Source organism: Mongoliitalea lutea (genome assembly GCF_014652135.1).
Classification (GTDB): Bacteria; Bacteroidota; Bacteroidia; order Cytophagales; family Cyclobacteriaceae; genus Mongoliitalea; species Mongoliitalea lutea.
In genome coordinates this window covers 126,599-151,784 of record NZ_BMYF01000010.1, presented here as the reverse complement: position 1 = coordinate 151,784, position 25,186 = coordinate 126,599, and the positions used below count along the sequence as shown (strand labels likewise).

The 25,186-nt window shown below is 40.5% G+C and carries 21 protein-coding genes; 15 read left to right on the top strand and 6 right to left on the bottom strand.

Annotation, left to right across the window (positions count from 1 at the left end):
• Positions 1–78 precede the first annotated feature (78 nt).
• Positions 79–1,341 (top strand): replication-associated recombination protein A, encoded by a 1,263-nt coding sequence (locus IE080_RS09860; RefSeq protein ID WP_189581459.1) that lies wholly within the window; start codon positions 79–81, stop codon positions 1,339–1,341.
• Positions 1,342–1,602: 261 nt separating this feature from the next.
• Here IE080_RS09860 and IE080_RS09855 read toward each other — a convergent pair whose 3' ends face one another.
• The gene (locus tag IE080_RS09855) at positions 1,603–2,013 is read right to left on the bottom strand and encodes a nucleotidyltransferase substrate binding protein (RefSeq protein WP_189581456.1); all 411 of its coding nucleotides are present in this window, start codon (positions 2,011–2,013) and stop codon (positions 1,603–1,605) included.
• A 29-nt stretch (positions 2,014–2,042) separates the two neighbouring features.
• The gene (locus IE080_RS09850; RefSeq protein WP_189581453.1) at positions 2,043–3,482 is read right to left on the bottom strand and encodes a trypsin-like peptidase domain-containing protein; all 1,440 of its coding nucleotides are present in this window, start codon (positions 3,480–3,482) and stop codon (positions 2,043–2,045) included.
• A gap of 186 nt (positions 3,483–3,668) precedes the next feature.
• Between IE080_RS09850 and IE080_RS09845 the strand changes: the two genes are divergently transcribed.
• From IE080_RS09845 to IE080_RS09825, 5 genes are all read left to right on the top strand, one after another.
• Positions 3,669–4,835, top strand: a complete 1,167-nt coding sequence (locus IE080_RS09845) for a 1-deoxy-D-xylulose-5-phosphate reductoisomerase (RefSeq protein WP_189581518.1) — start codon at positions 3,669–3,671, stop codon at positions 4,833–4,835.
• Complete coding sequence (gene rseP / locus IE080_RS09840) at positions 4,835–6,148, top strand: RIP metalloprotease RseP (RefSeq protein ID WP_189581450.1); 1,314 nt, start codon at positions 4,835–4,837, stop codon at positions 6,146–6,148. Before IE080_RS09845 ends, rseP begins: the two co-directional genes overlap by 1 nt.
• Before the next feature lie 175 nt (positions 6,149–6,323).
• Complete coding sequence (gene lon / locus IE080_RS09835) at positions 6,324–8,807, top strand: endopeptidase La (RefSeq protein ID WP_189581447.1); 2,484 nt, start codon at positions 6,324–6,326, stop codon at positions 8,805–8,807.
• 12 nt (positions 8,808–8,819) lie between these two features.
• Positions 8,820–10,223, top strand: a complete 1,404-nt coding sequence (hslU, locus tag IE080_RS09830) for an ATP-dependent protease ATPase subunit HslU (RefSeq protein WP_189581444.1) — start codon at positions 8,820–8,822, stop codon at positions 10,221–10,223.
• Between the two features lie 7 nt (positions 10,224–10,230).
• Positions 10,231–10,959: an SDR family NAD(P)-dependent oxidoreductase gene (locus IE080_RS09825; RefSeq protein WP_189581441.1), complete on the top strand. Its 729-nt coding sequence runs from the start codon at positions 10,231–10,233 to the stop codon at positions 10,957–10,959.
• Positions 10,960–11,104: 145 nt separating this feature from the next.
• Here IE080_RS09825 and IE080_RS09820 read toward each other — a convergent pair whose 3' ends face one another.
• Complete coding sequence (locus tag IE080_RS09820; protein WP_189581438.1) at positions 11,105–11,593, bottom strand: SixA phosphatase family protein; 489 nt, start codon at positions 11,591–11,593, stop codon at positions 11,105–11,107.
• A gap of 89 nt (positions 11,594–11,682) precedes the next feature.
• Between IE080_RS09820 and IE080_RS09815 the strand changes: the two genes are divergently transcribed.
• The 6 genes from IE080_RS09815 (at position 11,683) to IE080_RS09790 (ending at position 18,981) form a co-directional block, all read left to right on the top strand.
• Complete coding sequence (locus IE080_RS09815) at positions 11,683–11,874, top strand: cold-shock protein (RefSeq protein WP_189581436.1); 192 nt, start codon at positions 11,683–11,685, stop codon at positions 11,872–11,874.
• A 104-nt stretch (positions 11,875–11,978) separates the two neighbouring features.
• A complete protein-coding gene (locus tag IE080_RS09810; protein WP_189581433.1) occupies positions 11,979–13,436 on the top strand; it encodes a DUF294 nucleotidyltransferase-like domain-containing protein in 1,458 nt (485 codons plus the stop codon).
• Between the two features lie 113 nt (positions 13,437–13,549).
• The gene (locus tag IE080_RS09805; RefSeq protein WP_189581431.1) at positions 13,550–15,877 is read left to right on the top strand and encodes a PIG-L family deacetylase; all 2,328 of its coding nucleotides are present in this window, start codon (positions 13,550–13,552) and stop codon (positions 15,875–15,877) included.
• Between the two features lie 72 nt (positions 15,878–15,949).
• Positions 15,950–16,831, top strand: a complete 882-nt coding sequence (locus IE080_RS09800; RefSeq protein ID WP_189581429.1) for an ROK family protein — start codon at positions 15,950–15,952, stop codon at positions 16,829–16,831.
• Positions 16,832–16,917: 86 nt separating this feature from the next.
• A complete protein-coding gene (locus IE080_RS09795; RefSeq protein WP_189581427.1) occupies positions 16,918–18,285 on the top strand; it encodes a pyridoxal-phosphate dependent enzyme in 1,368 nt (455 codons plus the stop codon).
• A 30-nt stretch (positions 18,286–18,315) separates the two neighbouring features.
• A complete protein-coding gene (locus tag IE080_RS09790) occupies positions 18,316–18,981 on the top strand; it encodes a hypothetical protein (RefSeq protein ID WP_229800576.1) in 666 nt (221 codons plus the stop codon).
• Between the two features lie 4 nt (positions 18,982–18,985).
• Here IE080_RS09790 and IE080_RS09785 read toward each other — a convergent pair whose 3' ends face one another.
• Positions 18,986–19,582: a hypothetical protein gene (locus tag IE080_RS09785; protein WP_189581425.1), complete on the bottom strand. Its 597-nt coding sequence runs from the start codon at positions 19,580–19,582 to the stop codon at positions 18,986–18,988.
• Positions 19,583–19,693: 111 nt separating this feature from the next.
• On the opposite strand from IE080_RS09785, the gene IE080_RS09780 reads away from it, so the two are divergent.
• The 3 genes from IE080_RS09780 (at position 19,694) to hemN (ending at position 23,503) form a co-directional block, all read left to right on the top strand.
• The gene (locus tag IE080_RS09780) at positions 19,694–20,410 is read left to right on the top strand and encodes an ABC transporter ATP-binding protein (RefSeq protein WP_189581422.1); all 717 of its coding nucleotides are present in this window, start codon (positions 19,694–19,696) and stop codon (positions 20,408–20,410) included.
• Complete coding sequence (locus IE080_RS09775; protein ID WP_189581419.1) at positions 20,403–22,034, top strand: putative ABC exporter domain-containing protein; 1,632 nt, start codon at positions 20,403–20,405, stop codon at positions 22,032–22,034. Before IE080_RS09780 ends, IE080_RS09775 begins: the two co-directional genes overlap by 8 nt.
• Positions 22,035–22,141: 107 nt before the next feature.
• On the top strand, positions 22,142–23,503 hold the full coding sequence (hemN, locus tag IE080_RS09770) for an oxygen-independent coproporphyrinogen III oxidase (protein WP_189581417.1): 1,362 nt from the start codon (positions 22,142–22,144) through the stop codon (positions 23,501–23,503).
• A gap of 52 nt (positions 23,504–23,555) precedes the next feature.
• Here hemN and IE080_RS09765 read toward each other — a convergent pair whose 3' ends face one another.
• Positions 23,556–24,263 (bottom strand): sulfite exporter TauE/SafE family protein, encoded by a 708-nt coding sequence (locus IE080_RS09765; RefSeq protein WP_189581415.1) that lies wholly within the window; start codon positions 24,261–24,263, stop codon positions 23,556–23,558.
• Positions 24,263–24,688: a FixH family protein gene (locus IE080_RS09760; RefSeq protein WP_189581413.1), complete on the bottom strand. Its 426-nt coding sequence runs from the start codon at positions 24,686–24,688 to the stop codon at positions 24,263–24,265. The genes IE080_RS09765 and IE080_RS09760 overlap by 1 nt, the downstream gene beginning before the upstream one ends.
• Between the last annotated feature and the right edge of the window lie 498 nt (positions 24,689–25,186).

Genomic DNA, 25,186 nt, shown 5'->3' with positions numbered 1-25,186 from the left:
TCATCAATACTTACCAAAAATATACCCTAGAAAACCTTGAGCTTTTTTATCTTTGAGATTCCTTCAAGCAAAAAACCAATGAACCCCACTCCTCTAGCCGAACGCATGCGACCCATTCGCTTGCAAGAATTGATTGGACAGGAACACTTGAGCGCACCTAACACCTTCCTATATAGAGCTATTCAATCTGGGAATGTCCCTTCTTTGATTCTGTGGGGACCTCCAGGGGTGGGGAAAACAACGATTGCCAATATCATCGCCAACGAAATCAAAGTTCCTTTTTACACGCTTTCCGCCATCAGCAGTGGGGTCAAAGACATCCGGGAAGTCATCGAAAAAGCTAAATTTCAACAAGGAGTTGTTTTATTCATTGATGAAATTCATCGCTTCAACAAGTCCCAACAGGATGCCTTACTGGCTGCCGTAGAAAAAGGGACCATCCGACTCATCGGCGCTACTACTGAAAACCCTTCTTTTGAAATCAATGCTGCACTACTTTCCAGATGTCAGGTGTTTACTCTCAATGCTTTGGGCAAAGAGGAATTACTTGCTATGCTGAAGCAGGCTATGGAAAAAGATCTTGATTTGAAAAAAAGAACTATTGACCTCCAAGAAACGGAAGCTTTACTGCGATTATCGGGAGGGGATGGACGCAAACTCCTCAACTTATTTGAAATCGTCGTTAATGCCATTGAGGAAAACCCATGTGTGATCACCGATGCCCAAGTGAGTACGATTGCCCAACAAAAAGTGGCTTTATATGATAAAAGCGGTGAGCAGCATTACGATATCATCTCAGCCTTTATCAAATCTATCCGAGGCTCTGACCCCAATGCAGCTGTATATTGGTTAGCCCGAATGATTGAAGGTGGAGAAGATGTAAAATTTATTGCGAGAAGGTTGGTCATTTTGGCATCAGAGGATATCGGCAATGCCAACCCAAATGCCTTACTGTTGGCAACCAACTGTTTTGAAGCGGTAAAAATCATCGGTTATCCAGAAGCAAGAATTATTCTCTCCCAATGTGTCACCTACCTTGCCAGCTGCCCCAAAAGCAATGCTGCTTATATGGCTATAAATGAAGCACAGCAAGCCGTCCGCCAAACGGGTGATTTACCCGTTCCCTTCCACCTTCGTAATGCCCCAACCAAACTGATGAAGGACTTGAACTATGGCAAAAACTATCACTACGCCCATGATTATGAGGGCAATTTTATCAACCAAGAATACCTTCCCGACGAACTCAAAAACACTCCCTTCTACCGACCCGGCAACAATGCCCGAGAACAAGAACTCAAACGTTATCTAAAAGATAAGTGGAAAGGAAAGTATGGGTATTAGGAGTAAACAGTGGGCAGTGAACAGTGAGCAGTTAGTTGATTAAGTGATTAGTCACGTGAGATCAACTGTCCACTGTCGACAGTCCACGGTTTCGTTAGTGGTAGACTTACTTTTCATTTTTTTTCCTAAATCCCTACTTGGTTCGTGGTATCCCGAGGGTCGGGACAGGCTGCTGTACTTCGTATGTTTACACTTACTGTTGGCTAAGCGAAGTCGAAGCCAACGAACTGTTGGCTGTTAGTAGGGAGCTGTAAACAGTATTCAAATCTTAGTAAACTTCCGGTCAAAATTATCCATCAGCTTGATGTATTGCTGAATGATTTTTTCAGCGAGCTCTGCATCATGATCTTCGGGATAGACAGGGTTGAATTTGATCCGATCGATTACCATGTCTAACCAACCCTTTCCATCATCAATCAAGTCTGCGTGAAAAGCCTCCACTGTTAGATCTCTGGAACCTGAAAAAGGCCCTTTCCCCTGTTTACGGAAAAATTCCTCCATGGTAAGCAAAGCTTGTTCATGAGTGATTTCAAACAAACGAATAACCTGTTTGCGATACTTTTTGACATCGCTCTTTTTGGCTTCGGATGTGCGAACGTATTCATTCAGTTCAGCCAATGCTTCCTGAAATTTTGCATGGGGCGTATATGTAGTGGAGCTAGTTAATTTCATGATACTCTTATATTGGGTTTATGGATTCATTAGCGAACATTATAGGATTGCATAAATGGCTGACCATTGGCAGTGAATCCTTCCAATCGTAGGCGACCACTGAATTTCTCCAAGAATTGACCAGTTTGCTCAGGGTTTTTTACAGGCTCCCCATTGATTTGTGTGATGATAAAACCATTATTCAAGCCTAAATCCCTCAAATAGCCACGGGTCAATCCTGTTATTTTTATTCCGTAAGCAATATTAAAGCGATCTTTCTCCAAAGTATTGATAGTCTCTAGTCTGGCACCTAAGATATTGGAAGTAAAGAACTCTCGACGTAAAACACCGGTACCACCTTCCAGATTTTGAAGCGTCAATTGGGCTGTACGGGAATCTTTTCCTCTTCTGTAGTGAACGGTGATTTTATCTCCAGGATAATAGTAGGAAAGCACCTCTTCAAAACTCCCTTTACCTGTTACTTCAAACCCTTCAATTCTGGTGATCACATCATTTCGTTGTAAACCGGCCTTTTCTGCTGCCCCATTACGAATCACATGAGTAACAATCACTCCATCCAGTGAATTCAAAGCCATTTCTTCCGCTAGTTCTGGCGTTACCTCCACGACATCTACCCCTGGGATTGCTTTTTGTACTTCCCCAAACTTAATCAGGTCATTGGCAATTTTCACCGCAATGTCCACAGGTACTGCAAAACCATAACCTGTGTAGGAACCTGTGCGTGATAGAATAGCGGTATTGATTCCCACCAATTCCCCCTTCACATTTACCAAAGCACCACCGGAATTCCCTGGGTTAATTGGGGCATCTGTTTGAATAAAAGACTCCAAAGGAAATTCCCCACCAAGTATATTGATTTGACGCTCCTTGGCTGATACAATTCCCGCAGTCACCGTAGATGTAAGATTGAAAGGATTACCGACAGCAATCACCCATTCCCCAATTCTCAAATCTCTGCTACTCCCCTGTTTGATCGCAGGAAGATTCGCCGCCTCTACTTTAAGCACAGCTATATCAGTATTTTTATCTGTCCCAATCAATCGGGCAGGATAGGTTCTTTTTTGATGGACTACTTCGATCGTCTCCGCTCGTTCTATTACATGGTTATTGGTAATGATGTAACCGTCAGAACTAATAATCACACCCGATCCCGTGCTTACGCGCTGAGTAGGACCTGTGCCAAAGAAATAATCAAAAATACTGTATCTGCGCTGGTCTGTCCCTGAGAAGTTTTTGATAAATACAACAGAGGGAGTACTTCTTTCGGATGCCTCCACAAAAGACATTGGAGCATTGACTGACACAGGGGCACTGTCTTCCCTATCAAAACTTACTTGAAAAGGTGCTTGCATCGAAACAGCTTCTTCTGAGGTGGAAAATTGTTCAGAAACAAACAGCTGCTGATAGGTCCAAGCTCCCGCTAAACCAGCGAGAAAAGCCAATGCTATAAATTTTAGGTTCTTTGCCATAAACTTGTTAACGAAAATGCGATTCACACAGTTATTAATATGTCAATTTACAAATACTTTTCCCATTTACATGCCAAATCCTGTATTCGGCAAAAACAAAAGAAATAATAGCAGGAAAAGTAAGATAACCTTGTAATTTTGTCAGATTATTTAAGTAACCCAAATAATTTCTTCAGGGATTCGTTGATGTCAGAAAAAAAACACGTCGCCATCTTAGGGTCGACAGGAAGCATAGGAACACAGACTTTGGATGTCATACAGGCACATCTTGACAAGTTTGTAGTAGAAGTTTTGACTGCCCAAAACAATGCAGATTTATTGATTTCCCAGGCCAAGCAATTTCAACCCAATGCGGTGGTCATTGTCAATGAGGAGCTTTACATGCATGTAAAAGAAGCTTTGGACCCGCTGGATATAAAAGTCTATGCAGGAGAAAAAGCTTTGGCGCAAGTGGTAGAAATGGAGAGCATTGATATTGTTTTGACAGCTTTGGTTGGATATTCCGGACTCTTGCCAACCATCCACGCAATCAATGCAGGGAAACACATCGCTTTGGCCAATAAAGAAACATTGGTGGTAGCTGGAGAAATGATCACTGAATTGGCGAAAAACAAAGGAGTCAATATTTACCCTGTTGATTCCGAGCACTCAGCAATCTTCCAATGCCTCGTAGGAGAATTCCATAACCCAATTGAAAAACTGATTCTAACAGCCTCCGGAGGCCCATTCAGAGGAAAAGATAGGGCCTTTTTGGCAAATGTAACCAAGGAACAAGCCTTGAAACATCCTAATTGGGATATGGGAGCCAAAATCACCATTGACTCGGCTTCCTTGATGAATAAAGGGTTGGAGGTAATAGAAGCAAAATGGCTTTTTGGTGTTACGAGAGAGCAAATAGAAGTCATCGTGCACCCTCAGAGCATCATTCACTCATTGGTTCAATTTGAAGATGGAAGCATCAAAGCACAACTCGGGTTACCGGATATGCGTATCCCTATTCAATTTGCTTTGAGTTACCCTGATAGATTTCCATCAGATTTTCCTAGATTTGACTTTATTAATTACCCAAACCTGACCTTCGAGCAACCTGACACAAAGACATTCCGAAATCTCCAATTGGCATATGATGCCTTGGAAAAAGGCGGAAATACAGCCTGTATTCTCAATGCAGCGAACGAAATTGTTGTGGCAGCATTCTTGCAGGATAAAGTAGGCTTCTTGGAGATGTCAGACATCATCGAAGAAACCTTAGTAAAAATGAATTATATTCAACACCCAAGCTTAGAAGATTACGTAGAAACAGATAAGCTTTCGCGGTTGATGGCAACAGAACTAATAACGAGTAAAATATAATGGATACTTTGATTATGATAGCCCAGCTTTTGCTTGGGTTGTCAATCTTGGTGGGCTTGCATGAACTTGGCCACCTCCTTACCGCCAAAATGTTTGGCATGCGTGTAGAAAAATTCTCTATCGGTTTTCCACCTAAGATTATTGGATTTCAGTGGGGAGAGACAGAATATTCCATTGGAGCGATCCCTTTGGGAGGATTTGTGAAAATCTCCGGAATGGTAGACGAGTCCTTGGATACGGAGCAAATGTCTTCAGAACCTCAACCTTGGGAATTTAGAGCCAAACCAGCCTGGCAACGCTTGATTGTTATGCTTGGAGGTATCATAGTCAACGTGGTAACAGGTATTATCATTTTTGTGGTTTTGGTATATCAAAATGGTGAAACCTTCTTTTCACGAGATCAAGTATTGGAGCACGGAATCGTAGCCTATGAAATCGGTCAACAAATCGGTTTCCAAGATGGAGATAGAATACTGGACATCAATGGAGAGACCTACACTAGTTTTGCAGAGCTGAGCAGCGGTGAGGCATTATTGAGCAGTGGATACTACACAGTCAATAGAAATGGAGAAATCATCCAAATCCAAATCCCGAGAGGTTTTATCAATTCGTTCAGTAATGAACAGGCTATGGCAAGCTTTATCAATATCCGCTTCCCATTTGAAATACGGGATGTTGCTGCAGGATCTGTGGCCGAACAGATTGGCCTGCAAGCGGACGATAAAATTGTAGCTGTGAACGGTCAACCGATTATTTATTTTGATGAGTTGCAAAAAGCACTCGCAGAAGTAAAAGAACAAGAAGTTGACCTGTCCGTGCAGCGTAATGGTACAACAATTGAAAAAACAGCTACGGTAAGTGCAGAGGGCACCATTGGCATTGCGGTCAACTCTCTCCTTGAACCTGTCGTAAGAAAATATGGTATTGCTGAATCCATAACCAAAGGAACCGAACGTGCATTTGGGGTGGTCATTATCAATGCAAAAGCGCTTGGCCGAATGTTTACAGGAGAGGTTTCTGCTAAAAATGTAAGCGGTCCAATCGGAATGGCCAAAATATATGGTAATCAATGGGATTGGGTGAAATTTTGGAGTATCACAGGCTTGATCTCAATGATTCTAGCTTTTATGAACTTACTTCCGATTCCGGCTTTGGATGGAGGTCACGTAATGTTCCTATTATATGAAATGATATCAGGGCAAGCACCTTCAGATAAGTTCTTGGAAAATGCCCAAAAAGTCGGAATGGTGGTTTTATTGGCATTGATGGTATTTGCCATTGGTAATGATATTCTTAAATTATTTACCAGTTAATTATAAATACCTGTAAATAGTAACAGGCAACGGTTTCCGTTGCTTTTTTTTCTGCCAAAATGTACTTTGATAAACATTGGCATATTCATTGAAATATTTAAAAGAACCTTCTTAACTTGAAGGTTCTTTCTATTTATACGATTAACATGGCAGTAAACCTGTCATCTTGTCCTTTATGAACAAACACAACGACAATCCATATCAATCATTATTCTTGGGAGATTTTGCGGGAGAAGGAGACTTGATCCATTTGATTACAGAGGAAGAAGGTGAAACTTCCAATCAGATTGATTCCTATCCAGATGCTATTCCCATTTTATCGGTCAGAAATACAGTTCTTTTTCCTGGAGTCGTCATACCAATTACAGTAGGTCGACAGCGCAGCATCAAATTGGTGAAAAAAGCCCAAAAGGGTGATAAACTCATCGGTGTTTGTGCGCAGGTAAACCCAAATAATGATGACCCCTCTTGGGATGATATCTACCATGTGGGTACGATTGCCAAGATCATCAAAATGATTGTCCTACCGGATGGCAATACCACTATCATTATTCAAGGAAAAAAACGATTTAAAATAAGCGAGCCTATTTCAGAAGACCCTTATTTCACGGCAAGAGTTGAGTTTTTGGAGGAAAATTTCCCCAAAAACAGTAAGAAAATTCAAGCCTTGGAAGAGTCTATCAAAGAAGCCGCCGCTAAAATCCTTCACTTAAATCCTGAGATTCCAAGGGAGGCACAAGTAGCTCTGGATAATATTGACAATACTGCTTTTCTTACACATTTTCTTTCGTCCAATATCAATGCTCCTGTCGAAGCCAAACAAAAGCTATTAGAAATCAACGATGGCCTGGAGCGAGCGACGCTGCTGCTAGAATTGATGATGAAGGATATTCAGATGTTGGAACTCAAGAGTGAAATTCACAGAAAAGTTCACACCGACATCGACCAACAGCAACGAGATTACTTTTTGCGGCAGCAAATGAAAGTACTTCAAACTGAGTTGGGTGAAGAGGGACCTGAAAAAGAGGTCGAAGAATTACGTGCCAAAGCAGCTAAGAAAAAATGGCCTAAAACCGTCGCCGAGCACTTCGAAAAAGAAGTTAATAAAATTCTGCGTATCAATCCATCAGCGGCAGAGTATCCTATTGCGCTAAATTATGCGGAGACCATGGTTGAGTTACCTTGGAATGAATTCACAGAGGATAACTTTGATCTTAAAAATGCCAAAGCCATTTTGGACAAAGATCATACTGGTCTAGAGAAAGTCAAAGAGCGGATCATTGAATACTTGGCAGTATTGAAGCTGAAAAATGATCTGAAAGGCCCAATATTATGCTTGTATGGCCCTCCGGGAGTAGGTAAAACCTCCTTAGGTAAATCCATTGCAGCTGCTTTAGGTAGAAAATACATTCGAATGTCTTTGGGTGGTGTTCATGATGAAGCTGAAATCCGCGGTCATAGAAAAACCTATGTAGGAGCTATGCCAGGAAAGATCATCCAAAATATGAAAAAGGTCAAAACTTCCAATCCTGTGTATGTATTGGATGAAATTGATAAGTTAAAAGCCGATTTCAGAGGAGATCCTTCTTCAGCTTTCTTGGAAGTATTAGATCCTGAGCAAAACAGCACCTTTGTAGACAACTACTTGGAAGTGGAGTACGACTTATCAAAAGTCCTATTTATTGCTACAGCCAACTCCTTGGACAGCATTCAGCCTGCTTTGCGCGATCGAATGGAAATCATCGAAGTGACAGGCTATACCATGGAGGAAAAAGTTGAAATCGCCAAAAATCACTTGATCCCTAAGCAACGTAAGGAGCACGGGCTGAAGAGTAAAGATATCACGTTTGATAAGACTGCCATCGTAAAAGTCATTGAAGACTACACGAGAGAATCGGGCGTAAGGAGTTTGGAGAGAGCAATTGGAAAAATTATCCGTAACGTTGCCAAATCCATAGCTATGGAGGAGGAATACAATAAAAAAATCACGCCTGCTGCCGTAAGGAAAATTCTTGGTGGTGAGATTTTTGATAAAGAATCTTATCAAGACAATTCCGTTGCAGGAGTAGTTACTGGTCTTGCTTGGACGTCTTTTGGTGGGGAAATTTTACATATTGAAACTTCCCTAAGCAGAGGAAAAGGCAAACTTACATTATCCGGCCAATTAGGAGATGTCATGAAAGAATCTGCCATGACAGCCCTCTCCTACTTGAAATCCAAAGCAGATAAGCTAGGAATAGATTATCGGATTTTTGACACTTATGACCTGCATATACACGTACCAGCTGGAGCAGTGCCTAAAGATGGTCCTTCTGCAGGTATTACCATGCTTACGGCTATGGCATCCATTTTCACCCAACGTAAGGTTAAAGCTAAAATTGCCATGACAGGTGAAATCACCTTGAGAGGTAAAGTTATGCCTGTAGGGGGTATCAAAGAAAAAATTCTTGCCGCTAGAAGAGCTGGTCTAAAAGAAATCATTCTTTGTCAGAAGAATGCACGCGATATTGAGGAGATCGATGAAGAATACTTAAAGGGAATTCAATTCCACTTCGTCGATAAGGTTGAGGAAGTATTAAACATTGCTCTGCTCAAAACTAAAGTGGAAGACCCAATGCATTTTGTTTTCCCGGCAGAGTCAACTAAAAAGGAGGGGTAAGCCCACAAACGTATGAGACAAGATTTTCAAGACTTAACTCCTAAACAGATTGTTGCGGAGTTGGACAAATACATTATTGGGCAGCACGATGCCAAAAGAAACGTTGCAATAGCCTTGCGGAACAGAATCCGTAGAATGCATGTCAAGGGAGATATCCAGAAGGATATTGTCCCAAACAACATCCTAATGATCGGTTCCACAGGTGTGGGTAAAACTGAAATTGCTAGGAGACTTGCCAAAATCGCCAATGCACCATTTACCAAAGTAGAAGCATCCAAATTTACGGAGGTTGGATATGTGGGTCGTGATGTGGAGAGCATGGTCCGCGACCTAGTGGAGCAATCTGTGCACCTGGTTCGTGAAAAAAAGAATGAGGAAGTGAAGGAAAAAGCAGCACTTGCCGTAGAAGAACAATTGCTGGATATTCTCATTCCACCGGTAAAAAGCCCCGGATTTGTACGAACAGGTTATGCTCAGGAAAATGATTTTGACCCTGCACAAGCCGGAGACGATGAACTGAACGAACGTACAAGAGAGCGTTTCAGAGAAAAGTTAAAAAATGGTGAGCTAGAAGATCGAAAAATTGAGATCCAAGTAAAGCAATCTCCTCCGGTAGGCATTGGCATGATCGGTAACGGCATGATGGATGATGCCAGCATGCAGGGATTGCAGGACATGATCTCTGGAATGATGCCTAAGAAAACCAAGAAACGCAAGGTTAGCATTGCAGAAGCGCGGAAGACCTTATTGGAAGATGAAACTTCCAAATTGATTGACTTTGATGAATTGAAAGAAGAGGCTTTGCGATTGGCAGAAAATAACGGAATCATCTTTATCGATGAAATCGATAAAATTGCTTCCAAAAGCAGCAAAGGTGGAGGTGGCCCTGATGTCAGCCGCGAAGGAGTTCAAAGAGACTTACTTCCAATAGTAGAAGGCTCAGCAGTGAATACCAAGTATGGGGTGATCAATACAGACCACGTATTATTTATAGCAGCAGGAGCATTCCATGTTGCAAAACCATCAGATTTGATTCCGGAATTGCAAGGAAGGTTCCCTATCCGCGTAGAACTTCAAAGTTTGACCGAAAAAGATTTCTACAAAATCCTGAAGGAACCTAAAAATGCCCTTACCAAGCAGTATCAGGCATTGTTTGAATCAGAAGAGGTGTATTTGGACTTCAATGATGAATCCATAGAAGAAATTGCTCACTTGGCTTTCAAAATCAATGAAGAAGTGGAAAACATCGGAGCGAGAAGACTTCATACGGTCATGAGCCATTTGCTAAACGACTTCTTATTTGATGTACCGGATAGCATTGAGCCAAATTCTAAGATTATGATCACTCGGGATATGGTTCAAGAACGTTTGAGTTCATTAGTGAAAAATCGCGATTTATCGCAATACATTTTATAATTCCAGCATGGATTCTCTTTTCATCATTACCGGCAGTAGCAAGGGAATAGGTCTTGCATTGGTGAAGCAATTGTTAGAGCATCCATCTAATCACATCATTGGTATCGCTCGTTCGGAGAGCCCTTTGGCACACGAGCGATACCAACATTTTCAATCAGACTTATCTGATATCCAATTCCTTATAAAGCAAGTTGAGGACTTTTTCCCTTCTAATTCATTTGAAAGAATTGTGCTCGTCAACAATGCAGGCTGGATTGGCGAAATTGCGCATGTAGGACATCTCCAACCTGAAAACATCCTTAGCCTTTATAACCTAAACGTTATTGCACCTGCCATCCTAAGCAACGCCTTTGCAAAAGCTTATGAACAGGTTAATGCTATAAAAATTGTCATCAATATCAGCTCAGGAGCTGCCAAAAAAGGCTTAGATGGTTGGTCTGGCTATTCTTCATCCAAGGCAGCCATTAACTTATTCACTGAAGCTGCTCAAAACGAATCAAACCTAAATAAAAATGGTATTCGATATTTTGCTGTGGCACCTGGGGTAGTTGATACCGCCATGCAAACGGATATACGCTCAGCCAAATCGGAGTCATTTTCATCCTTGGCCAAATTCCAAGGGCTGTATCAAAATAATCAGCTCAGTAGTCCCTCTCACGCTGCTCAGAAAATCATTTATCTGATTGAACACTTCAGGGAGTTTGAAGGAGTCTTGCAGGATGTTAGGGAATTTTAATTTTAGATTTTAGAAGGCAGATTTTTGATTTAGTTGCTTCATCTCTTCCTAACAATAAAGCCTTTTTTGATAGGCATCTTTTAGCACCCAAAGATTGGAAAAAGCGTCTTCTCGGATAGGGCTTCTTTCACATAAATTAATTAAATCACCCCTTCTTCGGATAATCCTCAAACCAAAACGCTGCATTCCTTTCATTAAAATCCTTCCAGTCAGCAATAGCCGCTTTCACTGCGAAAATCCCTGTGGTAGGTAAATTGTCCAAAGTGCCGTTTAGTTTCCACATCAGATCGTTCATCCCCGGGTTATGCCCAAATAAAAATACGGTATTTATTTCTTGGTCTACCTGTCTAATTACGGCTAACATTTCATCTGCTGATGCATGATACAATGCTCTTGTCAAAACCACTGTTTGTTTGGGATAATTCAAGACCTTGCTAATCAAAAAAGCAGTTTCCTTCGCTCGCGTTGCATCTGAAGAAATCACTAAATCAGGGCGGATATTTTTATCTTTCAATCGCAAGCCCATAAGGGGAGCATCTCTTAATCCACGGGATGCTAATGGTCTTGCATGGTCACTTAAGAAGGGATTTTCCCATGAGGATTTGGCATGTCTGATTAGCAGAAGTTTTTTCATTTCACTAATTTAGCGAAATAATTGTTTGAATTATAAATTTCTCTTTTTACATTTATAATGCATTTAACCACATATTTATCCAATTTATCATGCTTACCGGTATAGTAAAATTCTACAATGAAGCAAAAGGATTCGGATTCATTGTAGATGATGAATCACAATCCGATGTATTTGTCCATGCCACAGGCTTAGTTGACAAAGTAGCGCAAAACGACAAAGTAACCTACGATGTGAAAGATGGCAAAAAAGGCCCCAATGCAATAAACGTTAAAAAAGTTTAGAAGTAAGTTACCCAGCCTAGAAGAGAGTAAAGAGACCAAATATGTATTTGGTCTCTTTATTTTTAAGCAAATTTGAGACCAACGAGAACAATTAACGGGGTTTTATGACGACACTCAACGCTTCCTTTTCCGAACAATTTTTCTCCCGCAGATTGAGTGATCTGCATTACCATGGACTGACCATAATTGACAGTCATAGAAGTATACAATCCGCTGCTTCTCTTATGAGGACTGAAAAGATCTCCATTCTTTTTGTCTCAGATACCTCACAAAACCTAATTGGTTACCTCACAGATATCACGCTTCGAGATAAAGTCTTGGCACAAGGCGTTCCTTATGATCAACCCGTATCCTTGATAATGGAAGAAAACATTATCTCCATCAATCAAGATGATTTTCTTTATGAAGCATTGTTACTCATGTTCCAAACCAAAACCAGATACCTCTTGGTGAAAAAAAAGGAAGCTTACATTGGTTGGATCAGCAGAACAAAGATATTGATGGAGCAATCAAATAGCCCTTTTATTTTTATACAATCAGTAAGACAGGCATTGGACACCTTTGAACTCGCTAAAAAATGGAGACAGGTACCGGACTTGGTCAACCGTCTGATTCAACAGGGACTCAAAGCCTCCATCATCAATCAGATCATTACGAGTATTGCTGACACCATTACCCTTCGAGTAATTGAAAATGTCATGCATGTGCTTGGTCCTGCCCCCGCAGCGTTTGTCTTCTTTGTACTAGGCTCTGAGGGACGAGAGGAACAAACACTTAAAACCGATCAAGACAATGCCATCATCTATGAGGACAAAGCCAACGAACACCGAGAAGAAGTGCGTGCTTACTTTTTGGAATTTGCTGACAAGGTATCTACACAATTAGATACTATTGGTATAGACTTTTGTAAAGGCGGATTTATGGCTAAAAACCCTAAATGGACCCATTCACTGAGCCACTGGAAGCGAAACTATCTCACATGGATCCAAGAATCTTCGGAAGACACCATCATGAAGTATGCTACATTTTTTGATTGCAGAGCGATTTATGGAGATTTCGCACTATTAGAAGAACTCAAGACATACACCGACGAACAATTGATGCATACCACTGAGCGCTTTTGGGTCCACATGGGTGAAAATGCATTAAAATATGAACCCCCTTTAACCATCTTTAAAGGCATCAAATCAGTAAAAATTGATGGAGATAAAAAAATCAACAGTAAAGAAATGATGAACCCTATTGTTGATTTAGTTCGGGTTTTTGCCTTGAAAAATGGTATTCATCCAACCAATACAGGTAAAAGGATTGCACAACTTAGGGCAAATGGTATATTCTCAGAGAAAGAAGCACAAGAATTGGATCATGCTTACTACTACCTCATGTCCCTAAGACTTGAAAAACAAGCTGTTCAATTAATGAAAAACGGCACCATAGTCGATAATTTCATAAGTCTTCAAGAATTGACCAAAGTGCAGCTAGTCACCTTGGTTGAAATTTTTAAAGTGATCAAAAGCTTTCAACTTAAGGTAAAAATCAACTTCACAAACACTATATTTTAGCAAATAGGAAAATATCTTTTTTAATTTTTTTATTAAAGTTTGTGTTTTTAAAGAAAAGTTTTTTTATTTTGTGGAAGAATCAACGCTCACTAACACCAATAATCACATAGTTTATGCTAGGCAACTATCCACTCTCTGCAGTAGAAAAAGCATTTCAAAAAGAATCAGGCATTGAAAAAATCAGTACTAAAATACCATATTTAGTAGTAGACAACTTTCCAAAATTAGGATTGATCACCGCTTGTAGATTCCTTGAATGGGTTTCTTCCAATCCATCTGGAGTAATCAGCCTACCAACGGGTAAAACCCCTGAGTACTTTATCAAATGGACGAAATACCTGCTTGAACACTGGGATAGCCACAAAGGAAAAGAAATCAGGAAGCAGTATGGACTGGAAAAAACCTCAAAGCCTGAATTGAAAGATCTCACCTTCGTGCAAATCGATGAGTTTTACCCCATTTCTTCCAAGCAAAAAAACAGTTTTTTTGATTATGTGAATAAGTTTTATCTAGAAGGATTTGGATTAAGTAAAGAGAAAGCAATCCTTATCAATTCAGATGAAATCCCTTTGGCTGAAGGGAAGCACTTTAAAGAAGTTTTCCCTGACTTAAAAGTAGACCTTTCTTTGCGATTTAGGGAAGCACAGACCCCTCTGGAAAAGCTTCAGCAGGATTCAATTTACCTAATTGATAAGTGGTGCGGAGATTACGAGCAACGCATTCGGGACAAAGGAGGAATTGGGTTCTTTCTAGGGGGAATTGGTCCTGATGGTCATATTGCTTTTAATACCCGAGGCTCCCATCTTTTTTCTACAACCAGACTGACCGAAACGAACTTTGAAACCCAAGCAGTAGCTGCGGGAGACCTAGGAGGTATAGAAGTATCTGCCAATAGACTAGTAATCACTATCGGCTTGGATACAATAGTGTATAATAAAGATGCAGTGGGAATCATCATCGCAGCGGGGGAAGCAAAAGCTCAAATCGTGAAAGATTCTTTAGAGCAGGAAATGACTAATATCTATCCTGCTACTGTGTTACAAAAACTAAAAAATGGTCGCTTTTATCTGACCAAAGGAGCGGCTGTTCGCTTATCTGACTCAGTGGATTCCTATTTTTTCAATGGAGAATGGACTTGGGAAAAAACCGAACGTGCTGTCATCGAGCTATGTAAAAAATTAAAGAAATACGGCCAACGACTAAAGTTAGAAGATTTGAAGAATGATCGCTATGCGTCTAAAATTCCAGACTTATCCGAAGATACCGTGTCTCAAGTCATGGAAAGCATGATTGCAAAAATCAATCGTGGCATTAGCAAAGAGAAAAATGAGGTACTTCTTCACACAGGACCGCATCACGATGACATCTCTTTAGGAATACTTCCTCATATCACCAATCAACTCAATGAAAACAGCAATGAGGCACATTTTTCAGTCTTAACCTCAGGATTCACCGCTGTGACCAACACATTTGTCATAGAAACGCTCTTACATACCAAAAAACTTCTGGATAATGGAGAAATTCAAATGGTCCATTATGAGGACTTTTTCCGTATAGGATATAAGCTAAAGACAGATAAGGATGTTTACCACTACCTAACAAAAGTGGCTGCAGAAGATAGCTTGGGAAGGGCTCGTGGACTGAGTCACCGAGTGGTAAGAGCCTTGGTGGATATATTTGAAGTAAAAAACAAACAACAACTGAGAGAAACCATCAATGATGTCATCAGCATTCTCAGAAATAGCTATGATGGAGAAAAAAATCCCGCTAAAATCCAAAAATTAAAAGGAATGATCCGTGAGTTTGAGGAAGAATTGGTATGGGCACATTTTGGAGTTCAGGTAAAAAATGTACATCACTTGCGACTAGGCTTCTATACAGGAGACATCTTTACGGAGCAGCCTGACAAAAAGCGAGATGTGGAGCCCATTGTCAATTTATTCAGGCAAGTCAATCCTACCAAAATAAGTCTAACCTTAGACCCAGAAGGTTCTGGACCAGACACACATTATAAAGTATTACAAGCGACAGCTGAAGCTGTCAGACAATGGGGGGAAGAAAAAGATTTAAGCGATCTAAGAATTATAGGATACAGAAATGTTTGGTTTAAGTTTGAGCCGCATGAGGCCAATGTCATCGTTCCAGTATCACTTGGGGACATGTCTGTAATGGAGGATTCATTCGCTAACTGCTACCTCTCTCAGGTCAATGCTTCTTTTCCAAGTTATTCTCACAATGGAAAATTTTCCACGGTTGCCAAAAAAGTGTGGGTAAATCAATTAAGTGATATCCAGCTACTATTGGGAAAAAACTACTTCTATTTACATGAAACTGCAAAAGTTCGATCTAGTCATGGCTTAATCTTCTTTAAGGACATGAATGTGGAAGAATTTTTAGCCCATGCAAGGGAACTAGAAAAGTCAATTGAGGGTATGTTATAATAATCATCCTCAAACCTATACAAAAAGACGGATATTGATTCCGTCTTTTATAAATTTTGTTAAAATCGCTTTATGTTCAAAACTGAAAGACCTATATTAGGAATTGATATTGGAGGTACAAACATCAAGACAGGAGTTTTGGTAGGTAGCCAGCTAATTGATATCCGTAGTATTCCTACACCTTCCATGGAGACTCAGGAGTTTATCTTGGAAACCATTTCGGATGTCATTCAATCCTATATCCATCATGATTTTTTCGCCATAGGTATTGGGATACCAGGATTAATCAATGCAGAAGATGGCATAGTTTTGAATCTTTCCAATATTCCCTCTTTCCGAAAAGTCCATTTAAGGGACTTTATTCAAGCACGCTTCAACAGACCTGTGTTTATCAACAACGACGCTAATTGTTTTGTCCTTGGAGAATACAAATTTGGAAAAGCTCGAATATTCAAAAATGTAGTAGGCGTCACTCTCGGGACAGGTCTAGGTGCAGGTATCATTGCCAATGGCCATTTGTACTGCGGTTTCAACTATGCAGCAGGAGAATGGTGCTCCGTTCCTTACTTAGATAAAGACTTTGAACATTATTGCAGCAGCAAGTTTTTTATTTCAGAATATGGCATAAAAGCCAAGTCTATGGCAAAAAAAGCGTTAGAAGGTGATAGACATGCTATTAAAGCATACCAAGAATACGGCCATCATTTAGGGGAATTGATTAAATATATTCTTTACACCTTGGCTCCTCAGGCAATTATTCTAGGAGGATCTATACGCAAAGCATATCCACTTTTCAAAGACAGTATGGTAAATTCTATCGCCTCATTCCGATACCCTTCTGTAAGTCAAAATTTAAAAATTCTTATTTCTGATTTAGATGAAACAGGCATCCATGGAGCAGTGGCCTTGATAGATGAATTTGCTATCCCAATGAAAGCAATCTCCGAAAGATAAACCAAATATTCTTCGGATTTACAACATCCTATAAACTAAGGCATGGAAATAATTTGTAACTTGCAGGCTTATAAACTCAACTTGTTATGATTTATAACTCCATCATTGAGACCATTGGCAATACACCATTAATCAGACTCAATAAATTAAATAAGGGGATAAAAGGCGAAATTCTCGTCAAAGTAGAATATTTCAACCCAGGTAACTCTATGAAAGATCGAATGGCGATCAAAATGGTAGAGGATGCCGAAAAGGCCGGAATTTTAAAACCAGGAGGAACCATCATCGAGGGAACAAGCGGTAATACCGGTATGGGACTGGCGCTTGCTGCTATCGCCAAAGGCTACAAGAGTATTTTCACAATGGCCGATAAGCAGTCTAAAGAAAAAATTGATATTTTAAGAGCAGTTGGTGCCGAAGTGGTGGTATGCCCGACTAATGTGGCTCCAGAAGATCCTCGCTCCTATTATTCTGTGGCTAGAAAACTCAATCAGGATATTCCCAATTCCTTTTATCCTAATCAATACGATAACTTGTCCAATGCCTTGGCTCACTATGAGACCACTGGCCCTGAAATCTGGAAAGATACAGAAGGAAAAATTACGCATTATGCTGCAGGGGTGGGTACAGGAGGTTCCATGTGTGGAACTGCAAAATACCTGAAAGAGCAAAACCCTTCCATCGTAACAGTTGGGATCGATACCTATGGCTCTGTATTCAAGAAATACAAAGAGACTGGAATTTTTGATGAAAACGAAATCTATCCTTACCTAACAGAAGGTATTGGGGAGGATATTCTTCCAAAGAATGTAGACTTCGACATGATCGATCATTTCATCAAAGTAACAGACAAAGATGCCGCTGTGATGACCAGAAGACTTTCCAGAGAAGAAGGGCTATTTGTTGGTTGGTCTTGCGGTTCAGCAGTTCATGGAGCATTGGAATACGCCAAGGAAAACCTAAAAGAAGGCGATGTAATGGTCATCATCTTACCGGATCATGGCACGCGTTACCTAGGTAAAATCTATAATGACGACTGGATGCGTAACCATGGCTTTATGGAAAATAAAACCTTCGGTACAGCCAGAGAAATTATTGCAGCAAGAAATGGAAGCTATCAATTGGTTACTGCTCAAAAAGGCGATTCTGTCAAAAATGCGATCAACCTCATGAACACAAAATCCGTATCTCAAATTCCAGTTATGGAAAACGGCCATGTGATTGGTAGCATCACAGACAGCAAACTCCTCAATAAAATTATAGAAAACCCTTCATTGAAAGATGCTGATGTATCAGAAGTGATGGAAGGTTCTATGAAATTTGTAGCCTTGGACAGTACCTTGGATGTATTATCTTCTATGTTGGAGAAAGAAAAAGCTGTACTCGTGCGAGATGAGCATCATGGCATACAAATTGTCACCAAGCATGACATCTTGGAAGCAATGACCAAATAATTCACTGAAAAAAGCTTAAAGAATGAGGCAGTGAATAGTATCACTGCCTCTCTTTGTTTAATTGGTATGTATCAGGAAAAATTAGCAAACATTCGGGAAAGAGGCTACGACTTTGATGTAGTAAACATCTTGGGTCGTGCTTGGGTCATGTATAAAAAGCAGGCGATCAATAGTGCAGCATTTACCATGCTCATTATCTCGCTCGCACTATTGACCAAGCAGTACCTCCCACAAGCACAATTAGCTGTTTCCGTATTGCTTTTACCCGCTTTATTTACCGGGTTTTACATCGTTGCCAATAAATTAAACAATGATCAGCCTGTACACTATGGACATTTCTATGGTGGGTTTTCCTTTTATATCCACGTAGTCGCCATTTGGATGATTGGACAATTACTCACCGGTATAGGCTTATTACTTTTGGTTGTACCAGGTGTTTACCTAATGGTGAGTTACAACTTTTCTGTCCTGATGAGTATTTTCGGAGGAATGAACTTTTGGCAAGCCTTGGAAGAAAGCCGCAAACTGATTACCGTCCGATGGTTTAAGTTCTTTATCTTAACACTGGTATTTATCGGCATCAACATTTTGGGAGCGCTTTTGTATTTCCTAGGCTTGATGATTACCATTCCGATTACCTTCTATGCAACCTACATCTTATTTGAGGATATTACCAAAGATGCATTTGAAGGGTAATCATTTACCATTTACCTCCCCCAACGTAGAATCCAAGCGTAAAACCTAAATAGGAATTCGCAACTACTCCCACTTGCTGATTTTGTAAATTAACCAAGGCTGAACTTGGCAGAATATTATAATCTAAGGACAGCCTAAATTTACGGAACTCAAAACCTCCACGAATCATGGGAGCAATAGCCATTGTTGTATCTAGGATGGTATCATCAGCTATAACACTAGAATCAACTTCGATATTTGCAAAACCATAATAACCTATTCCACCTCCGACAAATGGCACAAACTTGCTTCCCGTCAAAAAGTAATAATCAAAGGTTAGCCCCAAAGTACCTGTCCCCCCTACCTCCGCTCGAACATCAGAAGAAGATTGATTTAATTCAATATTTCGAAAAGTTGCCGCACCTCCATAGCGAATTCCAATATTCATCCGATCATTTAGGTTAAACTTGGGTTCTAAATAAAACCCAAACCCCAGGCCCCCACCTTGTGGAATAGCAGGTCCAAGATCAAGGCCCACTCTAAACTTTCCAGCTTCTTGGGCCAATAATGCGCCTGAGCTCATCATAAAAGCTACAAAGGCAAAAACAAAGATTTTCTTCATAAAAGGATTTGAATAAATTATTTGATAAAAGTAAGAAAATAGTTGAACCATTGATGCTTTTATGTGGTAAAAGATTAATATTGAAGAATGAAATTTTAAACTCCTGTATACATGCTTCAAGTTACAGCATTGGTAAAAAAATACGGCAAGCAAAATGCCGTCAACAATATTACTTTTTCCTTGGAAGGTGGCGAAGTGGTCGGCCTTTTGGGCCCCAATGGTGCGGGTAAAAGTACCACCATGAAATGTATTGTCGGACTCCTTCGGAAAACAGCCGGTGAAATAACGATTGGGGGCCATGACCATTTATCTGTGGAAGCCAAGAAATTATTTTCATATATCCCAGAGACTCCACACGTCTATGATTTGTTGACCACCTGGGAACACTTACAATTTATTGCGCAAGCATACAACGTCCCCAACTGGAAAGAAAAAGCCGAACATTGGATGGAGGTGTATGAATTGACTGATAAAAAAGACAAATTGGGCAGGGACCTTTCTAAAGGGATGAGGCAAAAGGTATCTATCTGTTGTGCATTACTTCCAGAGCCACAAGTGCTGTTCTTTGATGAACCTATGATCGGATTGGACCCTAAGGCTATCAAAAACACCAAAAGAATCTTTAAAGAATTAAAAGAAAGTGGAAAGACAATTCTTGTCAGTACCCACTTGATCGACTCAGTTGAGACTATTGCTGATCGGATTATGATAATGAAAGATGGGAATATCATTGGCAACGATACCTTGGCAAACTTAAAGGCTACCTTTAGTCAAGCAGAAGATTCCAGCTTAGAAGACTTATTTTTAGAACTGACCAAAGATGAATGAGATAAAATTACTTCTTCGGAAGGACTGGTTTATTGTCATCAACAATATCAAGTTGATTTTAAAAAATCCAGTTCGTTTACTCCCCTATGCATTGATCTTAGGGTACTTCAGCTTTTTTTACCTCAATCGGGGAAGTAGAAAAGCTTCTATGAACTCCAACGATCTGGATCAAGTAACTGATCAACTTTCTGAAGTAAACTATGAACTACTGAACATCAAAGGAGGTGTAACGCTGATTGCCTTGCTTTTCTTAATGTTCCAATTGTACAATGCAACTAAAAAGAACATCAGCTTTTTCAGTATGGCAGATGTCAATCTTTTATTTACCGGCCCGGTTGTACCTTCTAATATTCTTTTGTATTACATGGTCAGGTCAATCATTCCTGCCCTTGGTGGATCCATCTTTTTTGTCATCTACAGTACTGCACAGGCCAATGAATTCTTTGACCTGACTGTGGGAAATATTCTGATTACGGCTTCAGGGTTTACTTTATTTTTCTTCATGCTATCCCCCATTAAGTTTCTAATATACACCCTGAATACCAAGTACCATATTCTCCCTGCTATCAAAGGCGTGATTTTTAGCTTGGGATTAATTTTGGCTCTGATGATCGTAATTCCAGGATTGATGGCAGAGAAATTTTGGCAAGGAATGTTTATGTGGATCGGTTCTCCCTGGTTTGATTTCTTCCCCTTAGTAGGATGGAGCAGAGCTATCTCCACATACATAGGACATGAGAATTTATGGATTGTAGGAGGATTTGTGTCGGCGTATATCCTGCTTTTCTTGTTAATTGTCCAACAAGTAATTTATCACTCAGGCTACTATTACGAGGACGTTTTAGAATCCACCAAATCCAACGAGCAAGTAAAAGAGCAGGCACAAAAACAGCAAGCTTCGGAGTCTGCCATGAGTTTGAACGCTAAGAAGAAACTGGATCTTAAAAATTTTGGAACAGGATCAACGGCCTTGTACTGGAGAAATTATGTACATGCCAGCAGACAGGATTTTCATCCTTTATTTGGCCTTTATGCGTTGATTTTTGCTGGAATCGGATCAATTATGGCTATTCTATCCCATTTTGACTGGTTCTCACATAAGGTGATCTACGGCTATATGTTTTTGATGATCGTCATGTATTTCTTTTCTGGTATGGGGAGAACCAATATCGGTGATTTGAAAAAGCCTTACTTCATTTTGATTCCTGCCTCTTGGACTTCCAAGTTTTGGAATATGATCCGACTGGATTTGATCCAAACACTTTTGTTTGCTCTAGGGCTAATTATTCCAACTGTACTCATTGCTCAGCTGAGTTGGGGCTTGGTTATCATCTTCCCACTATTACTAGGCATGTATTACATCACGGGATTTTCCATTGCGCTTGTGACGCATGTAGGTTTTGATGAAGGTTGGGACCGGAAACTTGTCCGCCCCTTGATCATTGGTGGAGTCGTTCTTTTTGGCGTACTACCATCGGTTGGGGTAGGCTTTTTCACTTACTTAATCAGCCAACAGACGGTTTATGGCATGTTAGGAATGGCCATTGGGATGAGCTTGGTCACCGGAATTATGATTCACTTAACCTATGATATCATCTCCAAGGTGGAATTTAAAGAAGCATAAATCGATGAATTGTATGAAAAACTGATTTTTATCAGTTTCTACCGGGATTTTCATCAGGTAATTCATGCTTAATTTCCTTCAAATTTGTAGGAAATACTGATGAACCTATGGCTAGTCCTTCCATTGATTTAATTCAAAAATACAACGTTCCTGCACCTCGCTACACATCCTACCCTACTGTCCCTTTATGGTCAGATGATCTGAACCCCAAAAGTTGGAAGGGATTTGTTCAAAAGGCATACGATAGTTTTGGTGAAGAAGACGGCATTACCTTATACATTCACCTGCCCTACTGCGAAAGTTTATGTACTTACTGTGGTTGTAACAAGCGCATCACCAAAAATCATGCGGTAGAAACTCCATACATCACCTCCATCATGAATGAGTGGGATGCATACCTTCATTTGCTTGGGGAGCAGCCCAAACTGAAAGGAATCCATTTGGGCGGAGGCACACCGACTTTTTTCTCGCCTGAGTCCCTTCAGGAAATGCTTAGCTTTATCATCAATAGCAGCATTCCGATGGAGGATGCGGAATTCAGCTTTGAAGGGCATCCTAACAATACCACACGGGAACACTTGCAGGTATTGTTTGATCTAGGGTTTAGAAGGGTAAGTTATGGTATTCAGGACTTCAATGAGGAAGTTCAAAAAGCAATTCACCGAATCCAACCCTTCGAACGCGTAAAAGAGGCCACAGAGGTAGCGCGGGAAATCGGCTATACCTCAGTCAATTTTGATTTGATTTATGGCTTACCCCATCAGACCGCAGAGACCATCGCTGCTACTTTTGAAAAGGTAGCCGAATTGATGCCTGATAGAATCGCATTTTATAGCTATGCCCACCTTCCAAACTCATTCCCTGCGCAAAAGAGCTTTGAGCAATTCCTACCAAAGGAATCCGAAAAGCGAAGCTTGTACGAAAAAGGAAAAGAAATTTTGGCAGGTATGGGATATGTGGAAATCGGCATGGACCATTTTGCCTTGCCACAAGACCCACTCTATATCGCCAAATTAACCAAAACCTTGCATAGGAACTTTATGGGCTACACCACTTCACCGTCTCGAATTTTGATCGGTTTGGGAAATAGCTCCATCTCCGATGTATACTATGCCTATGCACAGAATGTCAAGGAAATCGATTTATACAAAGAACAAATTGCTTCCGGTCATTTTGCCATCAGCAAAGGACACTGCATGAGCTCGGAAGACATAGAAAACAGAAATTTGATCTTACAACTGATATGCAATCAGCAGGCCACTTGGAATTTTTGCTATTACTCCCTCTTAGGAAAGAGAAATTGGGAAAAGCTAAAAACATTCAAGGAGGAAGGGCTGATTGAGTTTGATGCCACAGGTATCGAGGTACTACCAGCAGGTTTGCCCTTCTTGCGCAATATCTGCATGGTGTTTGATTTACGTATGCAAGCAAGAAACCAAGAACAATTCAGCTTTAGTAGAGCAATTTGACAGTTCAACCCAGCCTAACCAATGAAAAAGCCCTGAAGAAACGGGGCTTTTTTTAATCCCCATGACAAACCGTCATCTCCGTAACTGTTCCATCAACCTCCACTACAGGCGGTTTAGGGCTCCATTGATTACCAACCCCTAGACCTCGAACAATAAACAAAATACCGATAAACATGGCAAAATAGGGGACACTGCGCACAAAACGTTCCCGCCACACTAAGGGGAGAATCTTACCGGACAGCATGACCGCAAGCAACATGGGGATCGTACCTATCCCAAAAAATAACATGTACAAAGCACCTTCCCAAGGACTCTGCAATGCCAAAGAGGCAATCAGTGCGATATACACCATGCCACAAGGCAGTAATCCATTAAGAAGACCTGAGGCAAAAAAAGCTTGGCTTCCTCCCCTTTTCAGGAAAAACCCAAGTTTGGACTTCAATTGATTGACCAAACCAAACAACCCAGATTGGGTAATATACCGCTCGGATCGTTTGTAAAAAAAAGCCATCAACAGAATGAGAACTCCCATACCTATGGATATCCATTGTTGGATGCCTGCCAAAGCGAGGGAGAAGCCCACCAAACCTATCACTGCACCTAAGGCAGCATAGGTCAGCGTTCTGCCGAGATTATAGATGATTTTATTGGCTATAAACCGGGAATTATCCTTGGCAGATACAGCCAAAGCAATGGGCCCACACATACCTAAGCAGTGGAAAGACCCAAAAAATCCCAGTAAAAAAGCCGTCCAGATCATCAGATATTTATTTTCTTCTCGATGTAGTAGGAAGTCTCATCCTCCACCCAGGTCATTTTGATCTTCCAGTAGCCCGGCTTCAACTCACTTAAATTGATCGCATTGGCTTCCAAATCCTGAATTTCGAAATCCAATTTCTGATCCAGGCGCGCATCCGAAGGTCTGAACAGATGAAGCGTACCTTTGGCACCTTTGGGCAAATTCAGCTCTATCAGGCGACGTTGGGCATCAAAAGCCAACGCTTCATAGTTCAGCATACTTGCATTGACCATTTTGTCAATCTGATCCTGATACTTGATCTCTTCCTCGTAATAGTTTTGTGTAACTAAGTGTATATCATCCTGACGTACACAAATCACCACCATGCTGATAATTATCCCAGCAAAAGCAGTTAAAGTTAATATGATTCCTTTTCCCCAGTCCATGTGTTTAGTTAGTGATTGGTTGATTAGTGATTAGTTTATTAAAGGTCCACGGTCTACTGTCGACAGTTAACGGTTTCGGTGTGTTTGAAATACGATTATTCTTTTTTATTTTCTAAATTATAAGTTAGCGTTAGCCAAAAGTTCATCATTCGACGTTTGACATTCATCATTCGACATTTTATTCTTCCTTAATTCTTCAATTCCCCTAGAGGATTACAAATCCTCATTATCTCTTGTCCGAGATTACAAATCTCGAACAGCGCTATACGGCAAGGTCTATCGTCCATCTGATACACGAATCGAGTCTTATGTCTAGCATCTTGTATCTTATGTCTCTTACACAAATCCCTACTTGGTACTTGGTACTTCGTACTTGGTACATCATAGTGATTAGTGAGTTAGTGATTGGTTTATTAAAGGTCCACAGTCCACTGTCGACAGTCAACGGTTGCAGTGGTTGTTCAAATACGATTATTCTTTTTTATTTCCTACCCCCTA